Raw genomic sequence first — 15,453 nt, forward strand, 5'->3', positions numbered from 1 at the left:
AAGCGCGAAACCGGCGGCGTTCGCGCGCACGCTTCAGGATCTGGACGGGGAGGGGCACCATGACCACCGTGGTAGTCGTCAAGAAGGCAGGTGAGATCGCCATTGCCGCTGATTCGCTGGTGACGTTCGGCGACACGCGGCTTTCGCAATCGTACGAAGAGAACCGCAAGGTTTTCCTCGTGGGCGACTCATACGTCGGCCTGGCCGGCACGACCGCGCATTTTCCGGTCATGCGAGCCATTCTCTCCGGTATGGCGGACGAATGCCGTCTGCACTCGCGCGACGAAGTGTTCCGCACGTTCTGCCGCGTCCATCAGAAGCTCAAGGAAGAGTATTTCCTCAATACCAAGGAAGAGGAAGACGATCCGTACGAATCGTCGCAGATCACCTGCGTGGTCGCGAACCCGACGGGTATCTACGGAATTTATTCCTACCGGGAAGTGTTTGTTTTCGATCGGTTCTGGGGGATCGGCTCGGGGCGCAACTTTGCGCTCGGCGCCATGTATGCCCTCTACGACCAGGATCTGAGCGCTAGCGCCATCGCCGAAGCCGGCGTCAAGGCGGGCGCCGAGTTCGACAAGAGCTCGGCCGGTCCGTTTCAGGTGCACGCGTTTCCGATCGATCCCACTATCAAGTCATAAATGCGACAGGGAGACCCCGCATGAGTCTCATTGAAGTCAAGGTGCCGGATATCGGTGCAGAGGGCGTGGATGTCATCGAAGTGATGATCAAGCCCGGCGACAAGATCGCCAAGGATGCGTCGCTCATTACGCTGGAATCGGACAAGGCGTCCATGGAAGTGCCGTCCGAAGTGTCGGGCACGATCAAGGAAGTGAAAATCAAGGTGGGCGACAAGGCCAGCCAGGGCACGCTGATCGCGCTGGTCGAAGCCGACGACGCCGGCGCTGCCAAGGCGGCTGCTCCGGCAGCGGCGCCGGCTGCGCAAGCGGCTCCTGCCGCGCCTGCGACATCGAGTGCGCCGGCGCCGACGGCGGCCAAGCATGGCGGCGGTGCCGACACCGAGTGCGACGTGGTCGTGCTTGGCGCGGGTCCGGGCGGGTACTCGGCCGCGTTCCGCAGCGCCGACATGGGCCGCAAGACCGTGCTGATCGAGCGTTACGCAACGCTGGGAGGCGTGTGCCTGAACGTGGGTTGCATTCCGTCGAAGGCGCTGCTTCACACGGCGGCCGTGCTCGAAGAAGCGCAATCGCTGGGCCATCACGGTATTTCGTTCGCGAAGCCCGAGGTCGATCTCGACAAGCTGCGCGGCTACAAGGAAAGCGTGGTTGGCAAGCTCACCACGGGTCTTGCCGGCATGGCCAAGATGCGCAAGGTGGAAGTGGTGCGCGGTGTGGGCACCTTCCTCGACCCGAACCACATTCAGGTGGTGGATGCCGAAGGCAACAAGCGCGTGGTGAAGTTTGCGCAGGCCATCATCGCCGCCGGTTCGCAGGCAGTGAAGCTGCCGTTCATGCCGGAAGATCCGCGCGTCGTCGATTCGACCGGTGCGCTCGAGCTGCGCCAGATTCCGAAGAAGATGCTCGTGATCGGCGGTGGCATCATCGGCCTGGAAATGGCGACGGTCTACAGCGCGCTGGGGGCCGAGATCGACGTGGTCGAAATGCTCGACGGCTTGATGCAGGGCGCCGACCGCGACCTCGTCAAGGTCTGGGAAAAGATGAACACGAAGCGCTTCGGGCGCGTCATGCTCAAGACCAAGACCGTGGGTGCCGAAGCCAAGGCCGACGGCATCTACGTGAAATTCGAAGGCGAAGCGGCACCGGCCGAAGCGCAGCGTTACGACCTGGTGCTGGTTGCCGTGGGCCGCAGCCCGAACGGCAAGAAGATCGGTGCCGAGTACGCAGGCGTGGCCGTGGGCGATCGCGGGTTCATTTCGGTCGACAAGCAGATGCGCACGAACGTGCCGAACATCTTCGCGATCGGCGATATCGTCGGTCAGCCGATGCTCGCGCACAAGGCCGTGCACGAAGCGCACGTCGCGGCCGAAGCCGCCGCTGGCGAGAAGGCCTACTTCGATGCCATCCAGATCCCGTCGGTGGCTTACACCGATCCGGAAGTGGCCTGGGCGGGCAAGACCGAAGACCAGTTGAAGGCCGAAGGCGTGAAGTACGGCAAGGCCGTGTTCCCGTGGGCGGCATCCGGTCGAGCCATCGCGAACGGTCGTGACGAAGGCTTCACCAAAGTGTTGTTCGACGAAGAGACGCATCGCATCGTGGGCGGCGCTATCGTCGGCACGCACGCGGGCGACCTGATCGGTGAAATCTGTCTGGCTGTCGAAATGGGTGCCGATGCTGTCGATATCGGCAAGACGATCCACCCGCACCCGACGCTGGCCGAATCGGTCGGTATGGCAGCGGAGATCTACGAAGGTGTCTGCACCGACGTGCCGCCGGCTCGCAAGAAGTAAGGTGTGACGAGGTCGTTGCGTGCCGGACGAAGTTGTCGAGGCATGCGCCGATTCCGTGTGGGGTGCTGGCGGTTCGTCGTCACGAGGTCATTGACGACGAACGCCAACAAAAAAACCGCCATTCCGTTTTGGGATGGCGGTTTTTTTTCGCGCCGACTATTCGCTTTTCTGGCGCGACCGGAACGCCGCGACCTTCATTCGGTTGCCGCAGAGCGCCATGCTGCACCAGCGACGTCGATGCGATTTCGTCTTGTCGTGAAACATGAGCGTGCAGTCGTGCGCTTCGCATTGCCGCACAAGATCCAGGGGCGTGTCGGTCAACAGTCGGGTTAGCGCTTGAGCCACGGGCTCGAGAAAGCTGACGGCGGTCTCTTGCGGACGTTGCTTCACCATCTTGAAAGACTGGCTCTCGCTGTCCCACGCCAGCGCTTCCGATGCGCGCCCCGCCTCAAGCACGTAATTGAGGACCGTAGCGTCTGCCGGGGTCCCTTGTTTGGCTGCATTCACCAGGGATCTTGCGTTCTCGCGCAATTGGAGCGCCAGCGTCAGCAAGCCCTCAGGACATGCGTCGACATCGGCGGGAACCGCACCGGCGAGCTTCAGCCATGCGACCACAGCAGCATCGTCGACGAAGCACTCCTGATGCGCCGCGCCGACACCGAACGCACTGTTCACGAAGTCGAGCGCGAGGTCGTCGCCCACGAACAGCGGCGGCTGATGGATTTTGGCGTTTTCTTTCATGTTTAAAAATGTAACCGATAAAAAACAATTTGACAAGTTACATTGTCGGTGAGTAACCTGTAAAGCATGTTTATTCGGTTACAAGGAGATCGATGATGACTTCGAATGGCGTGCTAGGGGCAGCCGATCAGGTTGCGAAAGGGCAATCTGGCTCGGCACGGGCGGCGGACCTGCAGGTCCACCACAAGTTTGAGCAGGTGGGGGATGTGAAGGTGTTCTATCGTGAGGCCGGCGATCGCAACGCGCCGACGGTGCTTCTGTTGCATGGGTATGCCGCGTCTTCGTTCATGTATCGCAATCTCATCCCGATACTCGCGCACGGCTATCACGTCATTGCGCCGGACCTGCCTGGTTTCGGATTCACCGAAGCGCCACCGCGCGGACAGTACGCCTACACGTTTGAGCAACTTGCCAAGACCATCGGACAGTTCACCGAGCAACTGAAGCTGGGGCGCTATGCCATGCAGGTCTTCGACTATGGCGCGCCCGTCGGCTGGCGTCTCGCGCTGGCGAATCCTTCTCGCGTGAGCGCCATCATTTCCCAGAATGGGAATGCGTACGAAGAGGGATTGGGGCAGGGCTGGTTGCCGATTCAGAAATATTGGAAGGACCCGTCGCAAGCGAACCGTGACGCCCTGCGCGAATTTCCCACGCCGGCCTCGATCAAGTGGCAGTACCTCGAAGGCGTGCCGGATCACACCCTGGTCGCCCCCGAAGCCATTGCGCTCGAGAGCTTTTTCGTGTCCCGCCCGGGCAATGCGGACGTTCAGTTGGATCTGCTTCTGGACTACGCATCAAACGTGGCGAAGTACCCGGAATTCCAAGCCTATTTCCGCAAACACCAACCGCCCTTGCTCGCAGTGTGGGGCCGGCACGATCCGTTCTTCCTGCCAGCGGGGGCGGAGGCATGGAAGCGCGATATCCCGAATGCCGATGTGCGTTTCTATGACACGGGCCACCTTGCACTTGAGACGCATGGCGAGGAGATCGGGGCTGTCATTCGGGGCTTCCTGGACAGCAATGTGAAATGAGCAACCCTGCGTCCGCTGCCTTCGGGAAGCGGTGGCCGGTGCAAGCCATTGGGCATCGGCACCGTATCGCCTCGCTGTGCAACGGTGCACTGACGCAAGTCTTGTGTCTGTGGGCGCAAATTGGCCGCCCCCGGACATCACACAAATCTGAGGCATGAATCATGAACGAACTGACTGGAAAGCGCGCCCTTGTGACGGGCGCTTCACGTGGCATTGGCGCGGCGATCGCGATCGCCCTGGCGGAAAAGGGGGCGGACGTCGCGCTCACCTATGAGAGGTCGGGGGATCGTGCAGCAGAGGTGGTTCGGGCGATCGAGCGAAAGGGCCGCAAAGCAGTCGCCATTCAAGCGAACAGCGCCGATCCGGCCGCGATCAAGCGCTCGGTCGATACCGCTGCTGAAGTGTTGGGCGGCCTCGACATTCTCGTCAATAACGCGGCGATTGCGTTGTACGCGCCGACGGCAGAGATCGGTGTCGACGCGATCGGTGCAATGCTCGACGTCAACGTGCGCGGGCCGGTGTTGGCAGCGCAGGCTGCCATTCCCTATCTTGGCGCGGATGGCCGCATTGTCACGATTGGCTCTGCCGGTGCCGATCGCATCGTCGGGTACCCGGGGACGTTTTACTACATGACAAAGTCTGCGTTGCAATCATTCACGCGTGGGCTCGCGCAAGAACTCGGTCCGCGCGATATCACGGTGAATCTGGTGCAACCGGGCTCTACCAATACCGACATGAACCCTGCCGATGGTGAGTTTTCTGACTTCCAGCGCGGCCTGAGCCCGCTCGGTCGATTTGGTGCGCCGGAAGATGTCGCCGCAGCCGTCGCTTTCCTGGCAAGTCCTGCGGCGCGCCAGATCACCGGTGCGATTCTGACCGTGGACGGCGGGCAGACGACCTGACATTGCGAACCGGGATTGCCGGCAAGCCGGATGTCGTCAGCGCGAGGGAGCGGGAAATTCGGGCACCCCAAAAAGAAAACCCGGCGAATGCCGGGTTCGAAAGGTACCTGCGGTACCGAGGAGACAACTGGTGTCGCGGCATCAGCTTGGGGTGCCGCGACGAATTTTCAAGCGTCCCTCGTATAACTCTGAAGTCGACGCTTTGCGCTTACTTCTTGGCGCTGGCAGCACGCGAAGCCTGAGCGGCAGCCTTCGAGGCGACGTTGGTCGCAGCAGCGAAGTTCGTCTCGGCGATCTCTACGGCTTGCTTGGTGGCCTTCTGAACGCTGTCGAACGCGCTGTTGGCAGCGGACAGGGCCGACTTGGCCAGGGCAACCGCCGATTCCGAACCGGCCGGTGCATTCTTGGCCAGGTTGTCGAACAGCGCTTGCACGTTCTGCGAGCTCTCAGCCAGTTGGGCTTCGGCCACCTTGGTCACTTCGGCTTGCGTCGACGAAGCGATTTCGTACAGGTGACGGCCATACGCGAGCGCCTTTTCGGCAGCCGGTTGGACGAGGTTGGCTTGCAGCGCGAGCAGCTCTTGTGCGTCCTTCACGGCGAAAGCCTTCTGGGCGGTCGAGGCGGACTCGGCCAGCGATGCCTTGACGGCTTGGAGGTTCAGCTCGACCAGCTTCTCAACGCCTTCGAAGGCTTTGTTGGTCAGGCCAAACAGGGTTTCCAGATTGGCTTTGTGGGCAGCAGCGAGTTGCTCGGGGGTCAGAAACGACATGGCGTTCTCCTAGGGTGTTTTACACAACGTATCGACCCACTCCGTGTTCGCTGGGTGGTTCTCACCTTCTCTCGGTGAAAACACGGTTGGGGCCTTCTCAAATGGGTGCGATCGCTTTTGTGCATCGCACAAATGCAAGTTTAGAGATATTTTTGTGACTGTCAAGTTCTTTTTGTGCGCTGCACAAAAACAACAAAACCTTACAAAATCAGTAACTTGGGATCCCGTGACGAATATGTGACATCGCGCTGCGGCGAAATGGCATCACCCCTTGGAAACCGTTGATTGGTGCGGCTTTGCACCGATTTGGCGCGCCAACGCACCAAGCGCGGCGATGGTACTATCGACGAGTTCCGGCACTGGCGGGACGGTCAGACGCGAGGCGAATGCGCCGCTCCCCGAGAGGTGCCGCGTGGTCCGAGCGTGGTCCGTTCGCCAGTGCCGATGTCGTTCAACGGCTTTTTTGCGTGCCGCACTGCCGGCCTTTCGCGTCGATGCAAGCGTTTTACAGCGACCATTTCGTCCTGCCGCTGCCGCCCGGGCACCGGTTTCCCATGGAGAAGTACGCGCGTCTGCGCGAGCGTGTGGCGCAGGAGCTGCCGCAGGTCGTGCTATGCGAAGCGCTTCCCGTCGATGATGTGATGCTCGGCCGCGTACATTCGCCCGACTATGTCGCACGCGTGAGTGCCGGCACGCTGGATCCGAAGCAGCAGCGCGACATCGGCTTCCCCTGGTCGACACAAATGGTGGAACGCTCGCGCCGGTCCGCCGGGGCGACCGTTGCGGCGTGTCGTGCCGCACTGACCGACGGTGTGGCCGCCAATCTCGCGGGAGGCACGCATCACGCGTACGCGGATCGCGGGGAGGGGTTTTGCGTCTTCAACGACGCCGCAGTCGCTGCCCGCGCCATGCAGGCCGAACTGGGCGCCGGGACACGCGTGGCCATCATCGACCTCGACGTGCATCAGGGCAACGGCACCGCGTCCATTTTCGAGCACGACCCGAGCGTCTTCACACTGTCGCTGCACGGCGAGCACAACTACCCGTTCCACAAGGCGCGCGGCGACCTCGATGTCGCGTTGCCCGACGGCTGTGGCGACGACGAGTATCTCGTCGCGCTCGCGCACGCGCTCACCGATCTCTTTGCGCAGTTCAGCCCGTCACTGGTGATTTATCTTGCGGGGGCCGACCCATTGGAAAATGACCGGCTCGGCCGACTGGCGCTTACGCACGACGGCCTGCTTGTCCGTGATCGACTCGTGCTGACGGCTTGCGCAGAACGGGGCTTGCCGGTCGCGATCGCGATGGCCGGTGGCTATGGCCGCGACATCGGGCAGACCGTTGCAGCACATTTCTCGACGATCCGTCTTGCCAGCCAGTTTCAGCGAGCTACCCGTCGATCGTATTCGCCTTACGGTGTCGCACAGTGCGACTTACTCGCATGACGGGGCGTAAGGCGACGCCACCGCATTCCGTGGCTTCTTCAGGTTCACGTGCGGCATCGGGCACGGGCGGCGCGGCGATCTGGAATGCCACCATGCCCTGGTGGTTCGTGCTGATCTGGAGTACCGGCTTCATTGTCGCCAAATACGGCATGCCGAACGCCGAGCCGCTGACGTTTCTCGCGCTTCGCTTCGGCGGCACGCTGCTCGTCATGGTGCCGATCGCGTTGCTGACGCGTACGCCGTGGCCAACGCGCGCGTTCACCGGCGCCGAGGGAACGATGCTGCGCATCGACTGGCCACTCATCGCGCATCTCGCCGTCTCGGGCATTCTGATTCAGGCGGTTTATCTGGGCGGCGTATGGGCCGCGATCAAGCAGGGCGCGCCGGCGGGGTTGGCGGCGCTCGTCGTAGGCATTCAGCCGCTGTTGACGGCGCTGTTTGCACGCGTCGTCGGTGAGCCGGTGTCACGACGCCAGTGGCTCGGACTGTGCTGCGGCTTCGTGGGCGTCGGGCTGGTGGTGGCCAACAAGGTGGGCGTGCGTGGTGTGGGCGCAGGCACGGTCGCGTTGTGCGTGCTCAGCCTGTTTGCCATCACTTCCGGCACGCTCTACCAGAAGCGTTTCTGTTCGCATTTCGATCTGCGCGTCGGTACGATCGTCCAGTTCGGCGCGGCCTTTGTCGTGACGCTGCCGGCCGCGTGGGCGCTCGAGACGATGACAGTGCGCTGGAACGCCGAGATGATCGGCGCATTGGCATGGTCGGTGCTGGCATTGTCGATCGGTGCGATTTCGCTACTGTTCCTGCTGATCCGGCACGGTGCCGCGACCAAGGTTTCCAGTCTGATGTACCTCACCCCTCCGACCACCGCCGTCATGGCCTGGCTCCTGTTCGGCGAGACGCTGTCGCCGTTGAGCGCCGCAGGCATGGTCATTGCGGCCCTTGGCGTCGCCCTCGTGATCGAACGCCGCACGGCACCCGCCGCAACGGTCTCCTGATCCACGCAGTACACGCCGCTTCTCCGAATGCATTTGACGAATGTCCATGAAACAAGAACATCCGCACAGCCAGGCCGCTCAATCGAGCGAAGCGTCCGTCACCCCCGTTGGCCTGCAATCGCAACCCGATGCTGGGGTAAGTCCGCATCACCCCGTTGTCAACGATAACGCCGGCGAGCGCGTGGAATATGTCGACGAGGCGATTCGTAGTCGACGTTCGATTCGCGCCTACCTGCCCACGCCGGTGCCGCAGGCGACCGTGGCCGACATCCTTTCGGTAGCATCGCGCGCGCCGTCGGGCAGCAACATTCAGCCGTGGCAGACCTACGCACTGACCGGCGATTCGCTCAAGCGTCTGACATCGCGTTTGCTGGAGGCTTTCAACGACCCGGCGCAGCGCTTGATGCACCAGGAGGAATACGCGTATTACCCGCGCGAGTGGACCGAGCCGTATCAGGCGCGGCGCCGCAAAGTGGGATGGGACTTGTATGGGCTTCTCGGTATCGGACGCGCAGACAAAGAACGCATGCATGGCCAACACGCCCGCAACTTTACGTTCTTCGACGCGCCGGTCGGGCTGATCTTCACGATCGACCGGCATCTGGAGCAGGGGAGTTGGCTGGACTACGGCATGTTTTTGCAGAGCGTGATGGTCGCGGCGCGTGCGCGAGGGCTCGACACCTGTCCGCAGGCGGCATTTGCCACGTTCCACCAGGTGATTGCCGATGAGTTGCGACTACCCGAAACGCGGATGGTGGTGTGCGGAATGGCATTCGGATATGCCGACCCGGCTGCGATCGAGAACCGGCTCGTCACCGAGCGTGCGCCCCTGGATGAGTGGGCGCATTTTCTGAATTAACGTATATCAAGGAATTGGCAAATTTTGGCAATATTTGGCGAGTGTGCATTTCGACGCGTTGCGCTGCACAAAACTGCCAGATGCCGGTTTAAGTATTTCAGCTAAGTCATTCATATTGCTTATTTTTTCGGAAGTTACTAAACTTCTCCCAAACTCGTTGCCTGCCAACCTTACGCTACCCCCTATCTATGTACGCGATCACCGCCCTTGCGCGTCTGTGCCGCTCCCGCCTCTGGGGTGCTGCCGTCGTGGCGATTTCGCTCGCCGCCGGTGCGCCGGCAGTCGTTCACGCCGCCGGTAAGACGAGCGAATGCTCGCCCAAGACGGCCAAGACGGCTGCTCAGAAGCGCGCCTGCGCGAATGCTGCCTCGACGAAATCCACCGCTTCCAAAACCAACGTCAAACGTGCGGTCGCCACCACGGCCGCTCGCGAAACGAAAAGTACGAAAGCCGGCAGCAAGACACGCAAGCTGGCTGCCGTCGACGACGACGGCCCGGCCGCCAAGCGCGTTGCCGTCAAGCACGTCGTCTACAAGAACGGCAAACGCCGTGTCGTGACGTCGTACCGTACCGTCAACTTTGCACCGCAAGCGCCGGAGCGTCTGTCGACCGGTCGCGCCTTTGGCTTGCATGAAACGCCCGATGTGCTCGCACTGCGCTCGTCCGTTGCCTACGTCATCGACGAGCGGACCGGCGAATCGCTGTTCGACAAGAACTCGCAAGCCGTGCTGCCCATCGCTTCGATTTCGAAGCTGATGACGGCCATGGTCGCGCTCGATGCGAATGTCCCGATGACCGACGTCATGGAAGTAACGGACGAAGATCGTGACTACGAGAAGGGCACGGGCTCGCGTCTGTCGGTTGGCTCGCGCCTGTCGCGCGAAGACATGCTGCACATTGCGTTGATGTCGTCGGAGAACCGCGCGGCCGCTGCGCTCTCGCGTTACTTCCCGGGCGGTCGTCCGGCGTTCCTCGCGGCGATGAACCGCAAGGCGAAGCAACTCGGCATGAACGACACGCACTTCAACGACCCGACCGGGCTTTCGAGCCAGAACGTGTCGAGCGCGCGTGATCTCGTGAAGATGGTCAAGGCCGCGTACCAGTACCCGATGATTCGCCGCTTCTCGACGGACAGCAATTACGACGTCAATACCGGCCGTCGTGATCTGCACTATGTCAGCACGAACCATCTGATCGGTCACGCGGGCTGGGAAATCGGCCTGCAGAAGACGGGTTACATCAACGAAGCCGGCCAGTGTCTTGTGATGCAGGCGAACGTCGATGGCCGTCCGGTGATCATGATTCTGCTGGATTCGACGGGCAAGTATTCGCGCTTTGCCGATGCCACGCGCGTTCGCAAGTGGTTGCTGGAAGGCGGCGGTGCCGCGCCGCAACGCACCGCCGGCACGACGCCGACCGCACAAGTGGCGACGAACAGCGAGCACGCGCTGTAAGGCTTGCGCGAGCGACGTGGCTGGCGCCACGTTCGCGGGTCGCCTGCCCCTGTCGTGACGCAATAAACAAAAGGCACTCCCTCGGGAGTGCCTTTTGTTTTGCCTTTATCTGGATGGCATCCTCTCACGGGAGAGGGCGTACCCCACACGAATGACCGGCGGGGTCGCCGTGAATTACTCGGCTGCGACCCCGTGCGCCGCCGAACCGCCAGCCTCCGGACGGGGCGCGTGAAAGCCCAGTGAAGCGGAGATGAGCAGCGCCGTCTCGTTCAGGTTCGCCAGCCACGCATCTTGCAGCCGGTCGGCCGGTGCAGACAGCGAGAGGCCTGCGACGAGCTTGCCGCTGTCGTCGTAAATCCCTGCAGCGATGCAACGCACGCCGAGTTCCAGTTCTTCGTTATCGCGCGCGTAGCCCGACTTGCGCACGTGGTTCAGCTCGCGTTCGAGCTTCTGCAAATCGGTAATGCTGTTGCGCGTGTGTCCCGACAGGCCGGTGCGTGTGGCGTAGGCGCGCACACGCGCGGCTTCGTCCGCAGCGAGGAAAAGCTTGCCAACCGATGTGAGATGCAACGGCGCGTGCCCGCCGATGGCGCGCACGACCTGCATGCCCGAGCGCTCGCTGTAGGCGCGTTCGATATAGACGATCTCGTCGCCCTGACGTACCGACAGGTTCACCGTCTGGCCCGTAATGCGGTGCAGGCCACGCATCGGGGTAAGCGCGGCGTCGCGTACCGACAGCCGGGCCTTGACCAGGTTGCCGAGCTCGAGCAGGCGCATGCCGAGGCGATAGGTGCCCGGATCGCAACGATCGACAAAGCGGCACGCCACCATGTCGTTCAGGATGCGGTGAGCGGTGGACGGGTGAAGTTCGGTGGCGTGTGCCAGATCCTTGAGACTGACCGGGTCGGCATGTGCCGCCAGCGCGTCGAGCAGACGCATCATGCGCTCGATCACCTGGATGGACGTGCGTGACTCCGTGCCTTGACTGCTTTCGTCTTTCATGGGGTAGGGCCGAGTTTCGTATAGCGTCGATTCTATATCATATGGTGAAAAATTCGCAGGGTTCGCGTAGAGGACTTCTGCGAAAAATCACGCGATGCGCGCGGCGGCATCCGGTGCACGTCATGTGAGCGCGTCGTTGCAGCAGTCACTGTCGCCCGAAACCGAAAGTGGCCAATTTTTTCGCTGGCTACCATTCCCCCTGCCATTAACCGAGTGCTCGTTCGCTTCAGGCGGAGCGACTGCCGAGAGGGAGGAGGTGCATGCGATGTTCGCTCGAATGTGTGGGTCGACAGTGATGCGATTGCCGAAAATCCGGCCAATTTCCAAGCGGGTTGTGCCGTCCGGCAAGTCGATCGACGCCCGGCGCGCCGAGATCGCAGACCGGCTCGAGCGAATTGCGAACGCGCGATCCCGCCTGGGCTTGCCTGACGCGGGAGTGTCGAAATTGCAGTCGACATTCGACGAGGCTTATCGCAAGGCAACGTCCGGCTATTGGAGGGGCGGACTGAGCGACGGCTTCTGGCGTCACAAGGGAGCGTCCGGCCAATGGGGATTGCTGGCGTTTGTTGGAGACCAGACCAACATTGGCGATAGCACGAGACTGACGCCGTCGGCGAAGCGGTTTCAGGTGATTCTGGAGAAGCTATGTGACGCGCTGGCAAACGAGCAGGACGTGCTGGAACAATGCATCGTCGTGGCCAGGAAGAGCGAGGAGGCGCTGAGAAAAAGAGTACCTGGCAGTGAGGGGCGAGAATGGGGTGGGCGAGGTGGCAAGGAGGTGGATTGCCTGACACTCGTGCGCCGTATCGAGTCACATCTGGACATCACGCGCGAGACGATAGCGAGCGCGTCGAAACAGGTGGTGCCGGAGAAGAAGCACTATGGCAAGCGGTTCTGGATTTCGACGGCGCTATTTGTCGTCTCGGTGGGCATTGCAGTTGCCGGATTGATCGCATCGGGCGGTGTCGTTGCTGCGGCGCTCGCACTCGGCGCGCTGATCGTCACGACGGTCATTCGGTTGCAAAGCCTGGCGAGTATACGCGGCTATGACCGCGATCGCGGCTGGAAGTCGATTGAGGGTCTTCTGGCGGAAACCAAGCATTTTCTGGAGACGGAGGGGGAGGCAATGAAGACGCACCTATTAGTGACGGCAGCGCTTGAGCGATTGGAAATTGAAAAGCAGGTGTGGCAAGAAATGCACGCGATGCGCGACGATCTGCGACGGGTCGAAAGTGTGGTGGCGCAAGACCTGGCGGCGGTTCGGGCCGAGCTGGCGCGTGGGCTGGTGGAATTGAAGCAAAACGACGTGCGGCTGGCTGAAGGTCAAGCCGAGTTGCGGCAGATGATAATGGCGGTGACCGCGGAGTCGCGGCACCCTTCCAACCGACCGGTGGCACGTTCGGCATCCGGAAGTGAGCCGATAGGCCGCGTTCGTTCGTTACGCCAACAATTCGAGGTGCCGCGCATGGCGTAATCCGCTGCGCGATATGCGGGAATCCACGCTGGGCCACGGCGGCCCGGCGTCTTATAATGGCGCATTATTCCCGAATAGAGGATTCCCCCAATGCGCGTCGGACTGTTTGTCACGTGTCTGATCGACATGATGCGTCCGGAAATCGGCTTCTCGACGCTCAAGCTGCTCGAGACCGCCGGTTGTGAAGTCGTCATTCCCGACGCCCAAACCTGCTGCGGCCAGCCGGGCTACAACTCCGGCGAACGCGCCATCGCTCGCGACCTCGCCCAGAAATTCCTCGACGAATTCGAATCGTTCGACTATGTCGTGGTGCCGTCGGGCTCCTGCGGCGGCATGGTCAAGGCGCACTACGGCGACCTCTTCGCCGACGATCCCGAACTCATGGGCCGCTACGAGCGCTTGCGCCCGCGCGTGTTCGAACTGACCGACTTTCTCGTCAACGTTTTGCATATCGACACGGTCCCCGGCGACTACAACGGTGAAGTGACGTATCACGACTCGTGCTCGGGCCTGCGCGAACTGGGCGTGAAGACGCAGCCGCGTGCCTTGCTCGCGAAAATGCCCGGCGTGAAGATGACCGAGATGAAGGACTGCCAGGCGTGCTGCGGTTTCGGGGGCACCTTTGCGTTGAAGTACGGCAACATTTCGACGGCGATCGTCGACGAGAAATGCGCCAATATCGCGGCCAGCGGTGCGCCGGCCGTCGTGCTGGGCGACCTCGGCTGCATGCTCAACATCGAGGGGCGCCTGCGTCGCACCGGAGACACGAAGACGCGCGTGCTGCACATCGCGCAGGTACTCGCCGGCGATGCGTAAGCGCGTCGCCGCCATGCTTTCGATCTTCGCAGCTGCGCGCGCCGTCACGGCCGCCCACTGCCATCCCCTTTCGTGAGTCGCGATGCAAGTTCAATCGATGCAATTCAAGGCGCGCGCCGGGCAGAAGCTCGCCGACCAGCGCCTGCAAGCCAACCTCAAGAAGCTCTCCACCAAGTTCGTGACGGCGCGTGCGGCCGCCATCGAGGAAATTGATTTCGACGCGACGCGCGAAGCGCTCAAGGAGCGTCGTAATCGCGGTCTGGAGACGCTCGACGTCTGGCTGGAAATCTTCGAGCGCGAAGCGACGCGACGCGGTGCAACCGTGCTGTTTGCCGAGTCGACGCAGGACGCGGCGAGACTGATCGCGGAGATCGCCCGCAAGCACGACGTGAAGAAGGTGATCAAGTCGAAGTCGATGGTCACCGAGGAGTTGCAGCTCAACAAGGTGCTCGCCGACATGGGCGTGCAGTCGGTAGAGACCGACCTTGGCGAGTACATCCTGCAGATCAACGACAACGAGCCGCCGTCGCACATCATTGCGCCGGTCGTGCACAAGGATAAGGACGAGGTCGCGGATCTGTTTGCGCGTGTGCATCACAAGCCGCGCCTGACCGAAATTCCCGCCATGACGCGCGAAGCGCGCGAGATGTTGCGGCCACAGTTCCTGTCGGCCGACATGGGCGTGACCGGCGGCAACTTCCTCGTTGCCGAGACCGGCTCCGTCGCCGTGGTGACCAATGAGGGCAACGAAGGCATGTGCACGATCATGCCGCGCGTGCACGTGGCCGTAACGGGCATCGAGAAGGTGTTGCCCACGTTGGAGGACCTCGCGACGGCGATGCGTCTGCTGCCGCGCTCGGCGACCGGTCAGGGCACGTCGAATTACTTTTCGCTGCTCACCGGTACGCGCGTCGAGGGTGAGGTCGATGGCCCCGGCCACATGTACTTCGTGCTCGTGGACGGTGGTCGCTCCGGATTGATCGGCGGGGCGTTCCAGGAAATGCTGCGCTGCATTCGCTGCGGCGCCTGCATGAACCATTGTCCGGTGTATCAGAAGATCGGCGGCCACGCCTACGGATGGGTGTACCCGGGACCGATGGGCTCGGTGCTCACGCCGAGCTACGTCGGTCTGGAAAAGACGGTCGATCTGCCGCAGGCAGCCACGCTGTGCGGCGAGTGCAACCGCGTGTGCCCGGTCGGCATTCCGATTTCCGATCTGCTGCGCAAGTTGCGTGAGCGTCAGGTCGATCGCGGTCTGCGGCCGTGGCAGGAGCGGGCGGCACTCGCGGCGTGGGCGTTCGCTGCGCGACGTCCGCGTCTGTACGCCACCCTTACAGGGCTTGGATCGTGGGCGCTGCGCCGCATGGGACGTGATCGCGGCAGCATCTCGAAGCTGCCATTCGGTGGCGGCTGGACGGACACGCGAGAGATGCCGGCGCCGAGCGGCAAGACGTTCCGCGCAATGTATCGCGCGCGTCGCGCACCGCGATGAAATCGAACGATTGGCGTTGCTAGCGGGGCAGTTCGCAAGCGACGC

Annotated in this window: 14 protein-coding genes; 11 read left to right on the forward strand and 3 right to left on the reverse strand. The window is 62.3% G+C overall.

Annotated elements, in window-relative coordinates:
• Positions 1-59 precede the first annotated feature (59 nt).
• Together ABWO90_RS13815 and lpdA are read left to right on the forward strand one after the other, a co-directional pair.
• Complete coding sequence (locus tag ABWO90_RS13815) at positions 60-641, forward strand: Ntn hydrolase family protein (RefSeq protein ID WP_353191804.1); 582 nt, start codon at positions 60-62, stop codon at positions 639-641.
• 20 nt (positions 642-661) lie between these two features.
• Positions 662-2,428 (forward strand): dihydrolipoyl dehydrogenase, encoded by a 1,767-nt coding sequence (gene lpdA, locus ABWO90_RS13820; RefSeq protein ID WP_353191805.1) that lies wholly within the window; start codon positions 662-664, stop codon positions 2,426-2,428.
• A 156-nt stretch (positions 2,429-2,584) separates the two neighbouring features.
• On the opposite strand, the gene ABWO90_RS13825 is transcribed toward lpdA, so the two are convergent.
• On the reverse strand, positions 2,585-3,169 hold the full coding sequence (locus ABWO90_RS13825) for a CGNR zinc finger domain-containing protein (RefSeq protein WP_502922612.1): 585 nt from the start codon (positions 3,167-3,169) through the stop codon (positions 2,585-2,587).
• 95 nt (positions 3,170-3,264) lie between these two features.
• Between ABWO90_RS13825 and ABWO90_RS13830 the strand changes: the two genes are divergently transcribed.
• Both ABWO90_RS13830 and ABWO90_RS13835 read left to right on the forward strand, forming a co-directional pair.
• Positions 3,265-4,200: an alpha/beta fold hydrolase gene (locus ABWO90_RS13830; RefSeq protein ID WP_353191807.1), complete on the forward strand. Its 936-nt coding sequence runs from the start codon at positions 3,265-3,267 to the stop codon at positions 4,198-4,200.
• Between the two features lie 161 nt (positions 4,201-4,361).
• On the forward strand, positions 4,362-5,102 hold the full coding sequence (locus tag ABWO90_RS13835) for an SDR family NAD(P)-dependent oxidoreductase (protein ID WP_353191808.1): 741 nt from the start codon (positions 4,362-4,364) through the stop codon (positions 5,100-5,102).
• 208 nt (positions 5,103-5,310) lie between these two features.
• Here the strand turns inward: ABWO90_RS13835 and ABWO90_RS13840 are convergent, their stop codons facing one another.
• Positions 5,311-5,871, reverse strand: a complete 561-nt coding sequence (locus ABWO90_RS13840; protein ID WP_353191809.1) for a phasin family protein — start codon at positions 5,869-5,871, stop codon at positions 5,311-5,313.
• A gap of 494 nt (positions 5,872-6,365) precedes the next feature.
• Here ABWO90_RS13840 and ABWO90_RS13845 point away from each other — a divergent pair, with 494 nt between their 5' ends.
• The 4 genes from ABWO90_RS13845 to pbpG all read left to right on the forward strand — a co-directional run bounded on the left by ABWO90_RS13845 (position 6,366) and on the right by pbpG (position 10,624).
• Complete coding sequence (locus tag ABWO90_RS13845; RefSeq protein ID WP_353191810.1) at positions 6,366-7,316, forward strand: histone deacetylase family protein; 951 nt, start codon at positions 6,366-6,368, stop codon at positions 7,314-7,316.
• A gap of 92 nt (positions 7,317-7,408) precedes the next feature.
• Positions 7,409-8,311 (forward strand): DMT family transporter, encoded by a 903-nt coding sequence (locus ABWO90_RS13850; RefSeq protein WP_353191849.1) that lies wholly within the window; start codon positions 7,409-7,411, stop codon positions 8,309-8,311.
• 46 nt (positions 8,312-8,357) lie between these two features.
• Positions 8,358-9,170: a nitroreductase gene (locus tag ABWO90_RS13855; RefSeq protein ID WP_353191811.1), complete on the forward strand. Its 813-nt coding sequence runs from the start codon at positions 8,358-8,360 to the stop codon at positions 9,168-9,170.
• Between the two features lie 188 nt (positions 9,171-9,358).
• On the forward strand, positions 9,359-10,624 hold the full coding sequence (pbpG, locus tag ABWO90_RS13860) for a D-alanyl-D-alanine endopeptidase (RefSeq protein ID WP_353191812.1): 1,266 nt from the start codon (positions 9,359-9,361) through the stop codon (positions 10,622-10,624).
• Between the two features lie 174 nt (positions 10,625-10,798).
• Here the strand turns inward: pbpG and ABWO90_RS13865 are convergent, their stop codons facing one another.
• Positions 10,799-11,626 (reverse strand): IclR family transcriptional regulator, encoded by an 828-nt coding sequence (locus tag ABWO90_RS13865; protein ID WP_353191813.1) that lies wholly within the window; start codon positions 11,624-11,626, stop codon positions 10,799-10,801.
• 295 nt (positions 11,627-11,921) lie between these two features.
• On the opposite strand from ABWO90_RS13865, the gene ABWO90_RS13870 reads away from it, so the two are divergent.
• The 3 genes from ABWO90_RS13870 (at position 11,922) to ABWO90_RS13880 (ending at position 15,408) form a co-directional block, all read left to right on the forward strand.
• Positions 11,922-13,100 (forward strand): hypothetical protein, encoded by a 1,179-nt coding sequence (locus ABWO90_RS13870; RefSeq protein WP_353191814.1) that lies wholly within the window; start codon positions 11,922-11,924, stop codon positions 13,098-13,100.
• 90 nt (positions 13,101-13,190) lie between these two features.
• On the forward strand, positions 13,191-13,916 hold the full coding sequence (locus tag ABWO90_RS13875) for a (Fe-S)-binding protein (protein WP_353191815.1): 726 nt from the start codon (positions 13,191-13,193) through the stop codon (positions 13,914-13,916).
• Between the two features lie 82 nt (positions 13,917-13,998).
• A complete protein-coding gene (locus ABWO90_RS13880) occupies positions 13,999-15,408 on the forward strand; it encodes a lactate utilization protein B (RefSeq protein ID WP_353191816.1) in 1,410 nt (469 codons plus the stop codon).
• Positions 15,409-15,453 lie beyond the last annotated feature (45 nt).

It is taken from the genome of Pandoraea pnomenusa, from assembly GCF_040391475.1.
In the GTDB taxonomy this organism is placed as follows: domain Bacteria; phylum Pseudomonadota; class Gammaproteobacteria; order Burkholderiales; family Burkholderiaceae; genus Pandoraea; species Pandoraea pnomenusa_C.

Bases quoted from the DNA above. Each gene is read 5' to 3' on its own strand.
- lpdA (WP_353191805.1), top strand. From the start codon at position 662: ATGAGTCTCATTGAAGTCAAGGTGCCGGATATCGGTGCAGAGGGCGTG.
- ABWO90_RS13840 (WP_353191809.1), bottom strand. From the start codon at position 5,871: ATGTCGTTTCTGACCCCCGAGCAACTCGCTGCTGCCCACAAAGCCAAT.
- ABWO90_RS13830 (WP_353191807.1), top strand. From the start codon at position 3,265: ATGACTTCGAATGGCGTGCTAGGGGCAGCCGATCAGGTTGCGAAAGGG.
- ABWO90_RS13845 (WP_353191810.1), top strand. From the start codon at position 6,366: ATGCAAGCGTTTTACAGCGACCATTTCGTCCTGCCGCTGCCGCCCGGG.
- ABWO90_RS13855 (WP_353191811.1), top strand. From the start codon at position 8,358: ATGAAACAAGAACATCCGCACAGCCAGGCCGCTCAATCGAGCGAAGCG.
- ABWO90_RS13870 (WP_353191814.1), top strand. From the start codon at position 11,922: ATGCGATTGCCGAAAATCCGGCCAATTTCCAAGCGGGTTGTGCCGTCC.
- ABWO90_RS13875 (WP_353191815.1), top strand. From the start codon at position 13,191: ATGCGCGTCGGACTGTTTGTCACGTGTCTGATCGACATGATGCGTCCG.
- ABWO90_RS13850 (WP_353191849.1), top strand. From the start codon at position 7,409: ATGCCCTGGTGGTTCGTGCTGATCTGGAGTACCGGCTTCATTGTCGCC.
- ABWO90_RS13825 (WP_502922612.1), bottom strand. From the start codon at position 3,169: ATGAAAGAAAACGCCAAAATCCATCAGCCGCCGCTGTTCGTGGGCGAC.
- pbpG (WP_353191812.1), top strand. From the start codon at position 9,359: ATGTACGCGATCACCGCCCTTGCGCGTCTGTGCCGCTCCCGCCTCTGG.
- ABWO90_RS13835 (WP_353191808.1), top strand. From the start codon at position 4,362: ATGAACGAACTGACTGGAAAGCGCGCCCTTGTGACGGGCGCTTCACGT.
- ABWO90_RS13865 (WP_353191813.1), bottom strand. From the start codon at position 11,626: ATGAAAGACGAAAGCAGTCAAGGCACGGAGTCACGCACGTCCATCCAG.
- ABWO90_RS13815 (WP_353191804.1), top strand. From the start codon at position 60: ATGACCACCGTGGTAGTCGTCAAGAAGGCAGGTGAGATCGCCATTGCC.
- ABWO90_RS13880 (WP_353191816.1), top strand. From the start codon at position 13,999: ATGCAAGTTCAATCGATGCAATTCAAGGCGCGCGCCGGGCAGAAGCTC.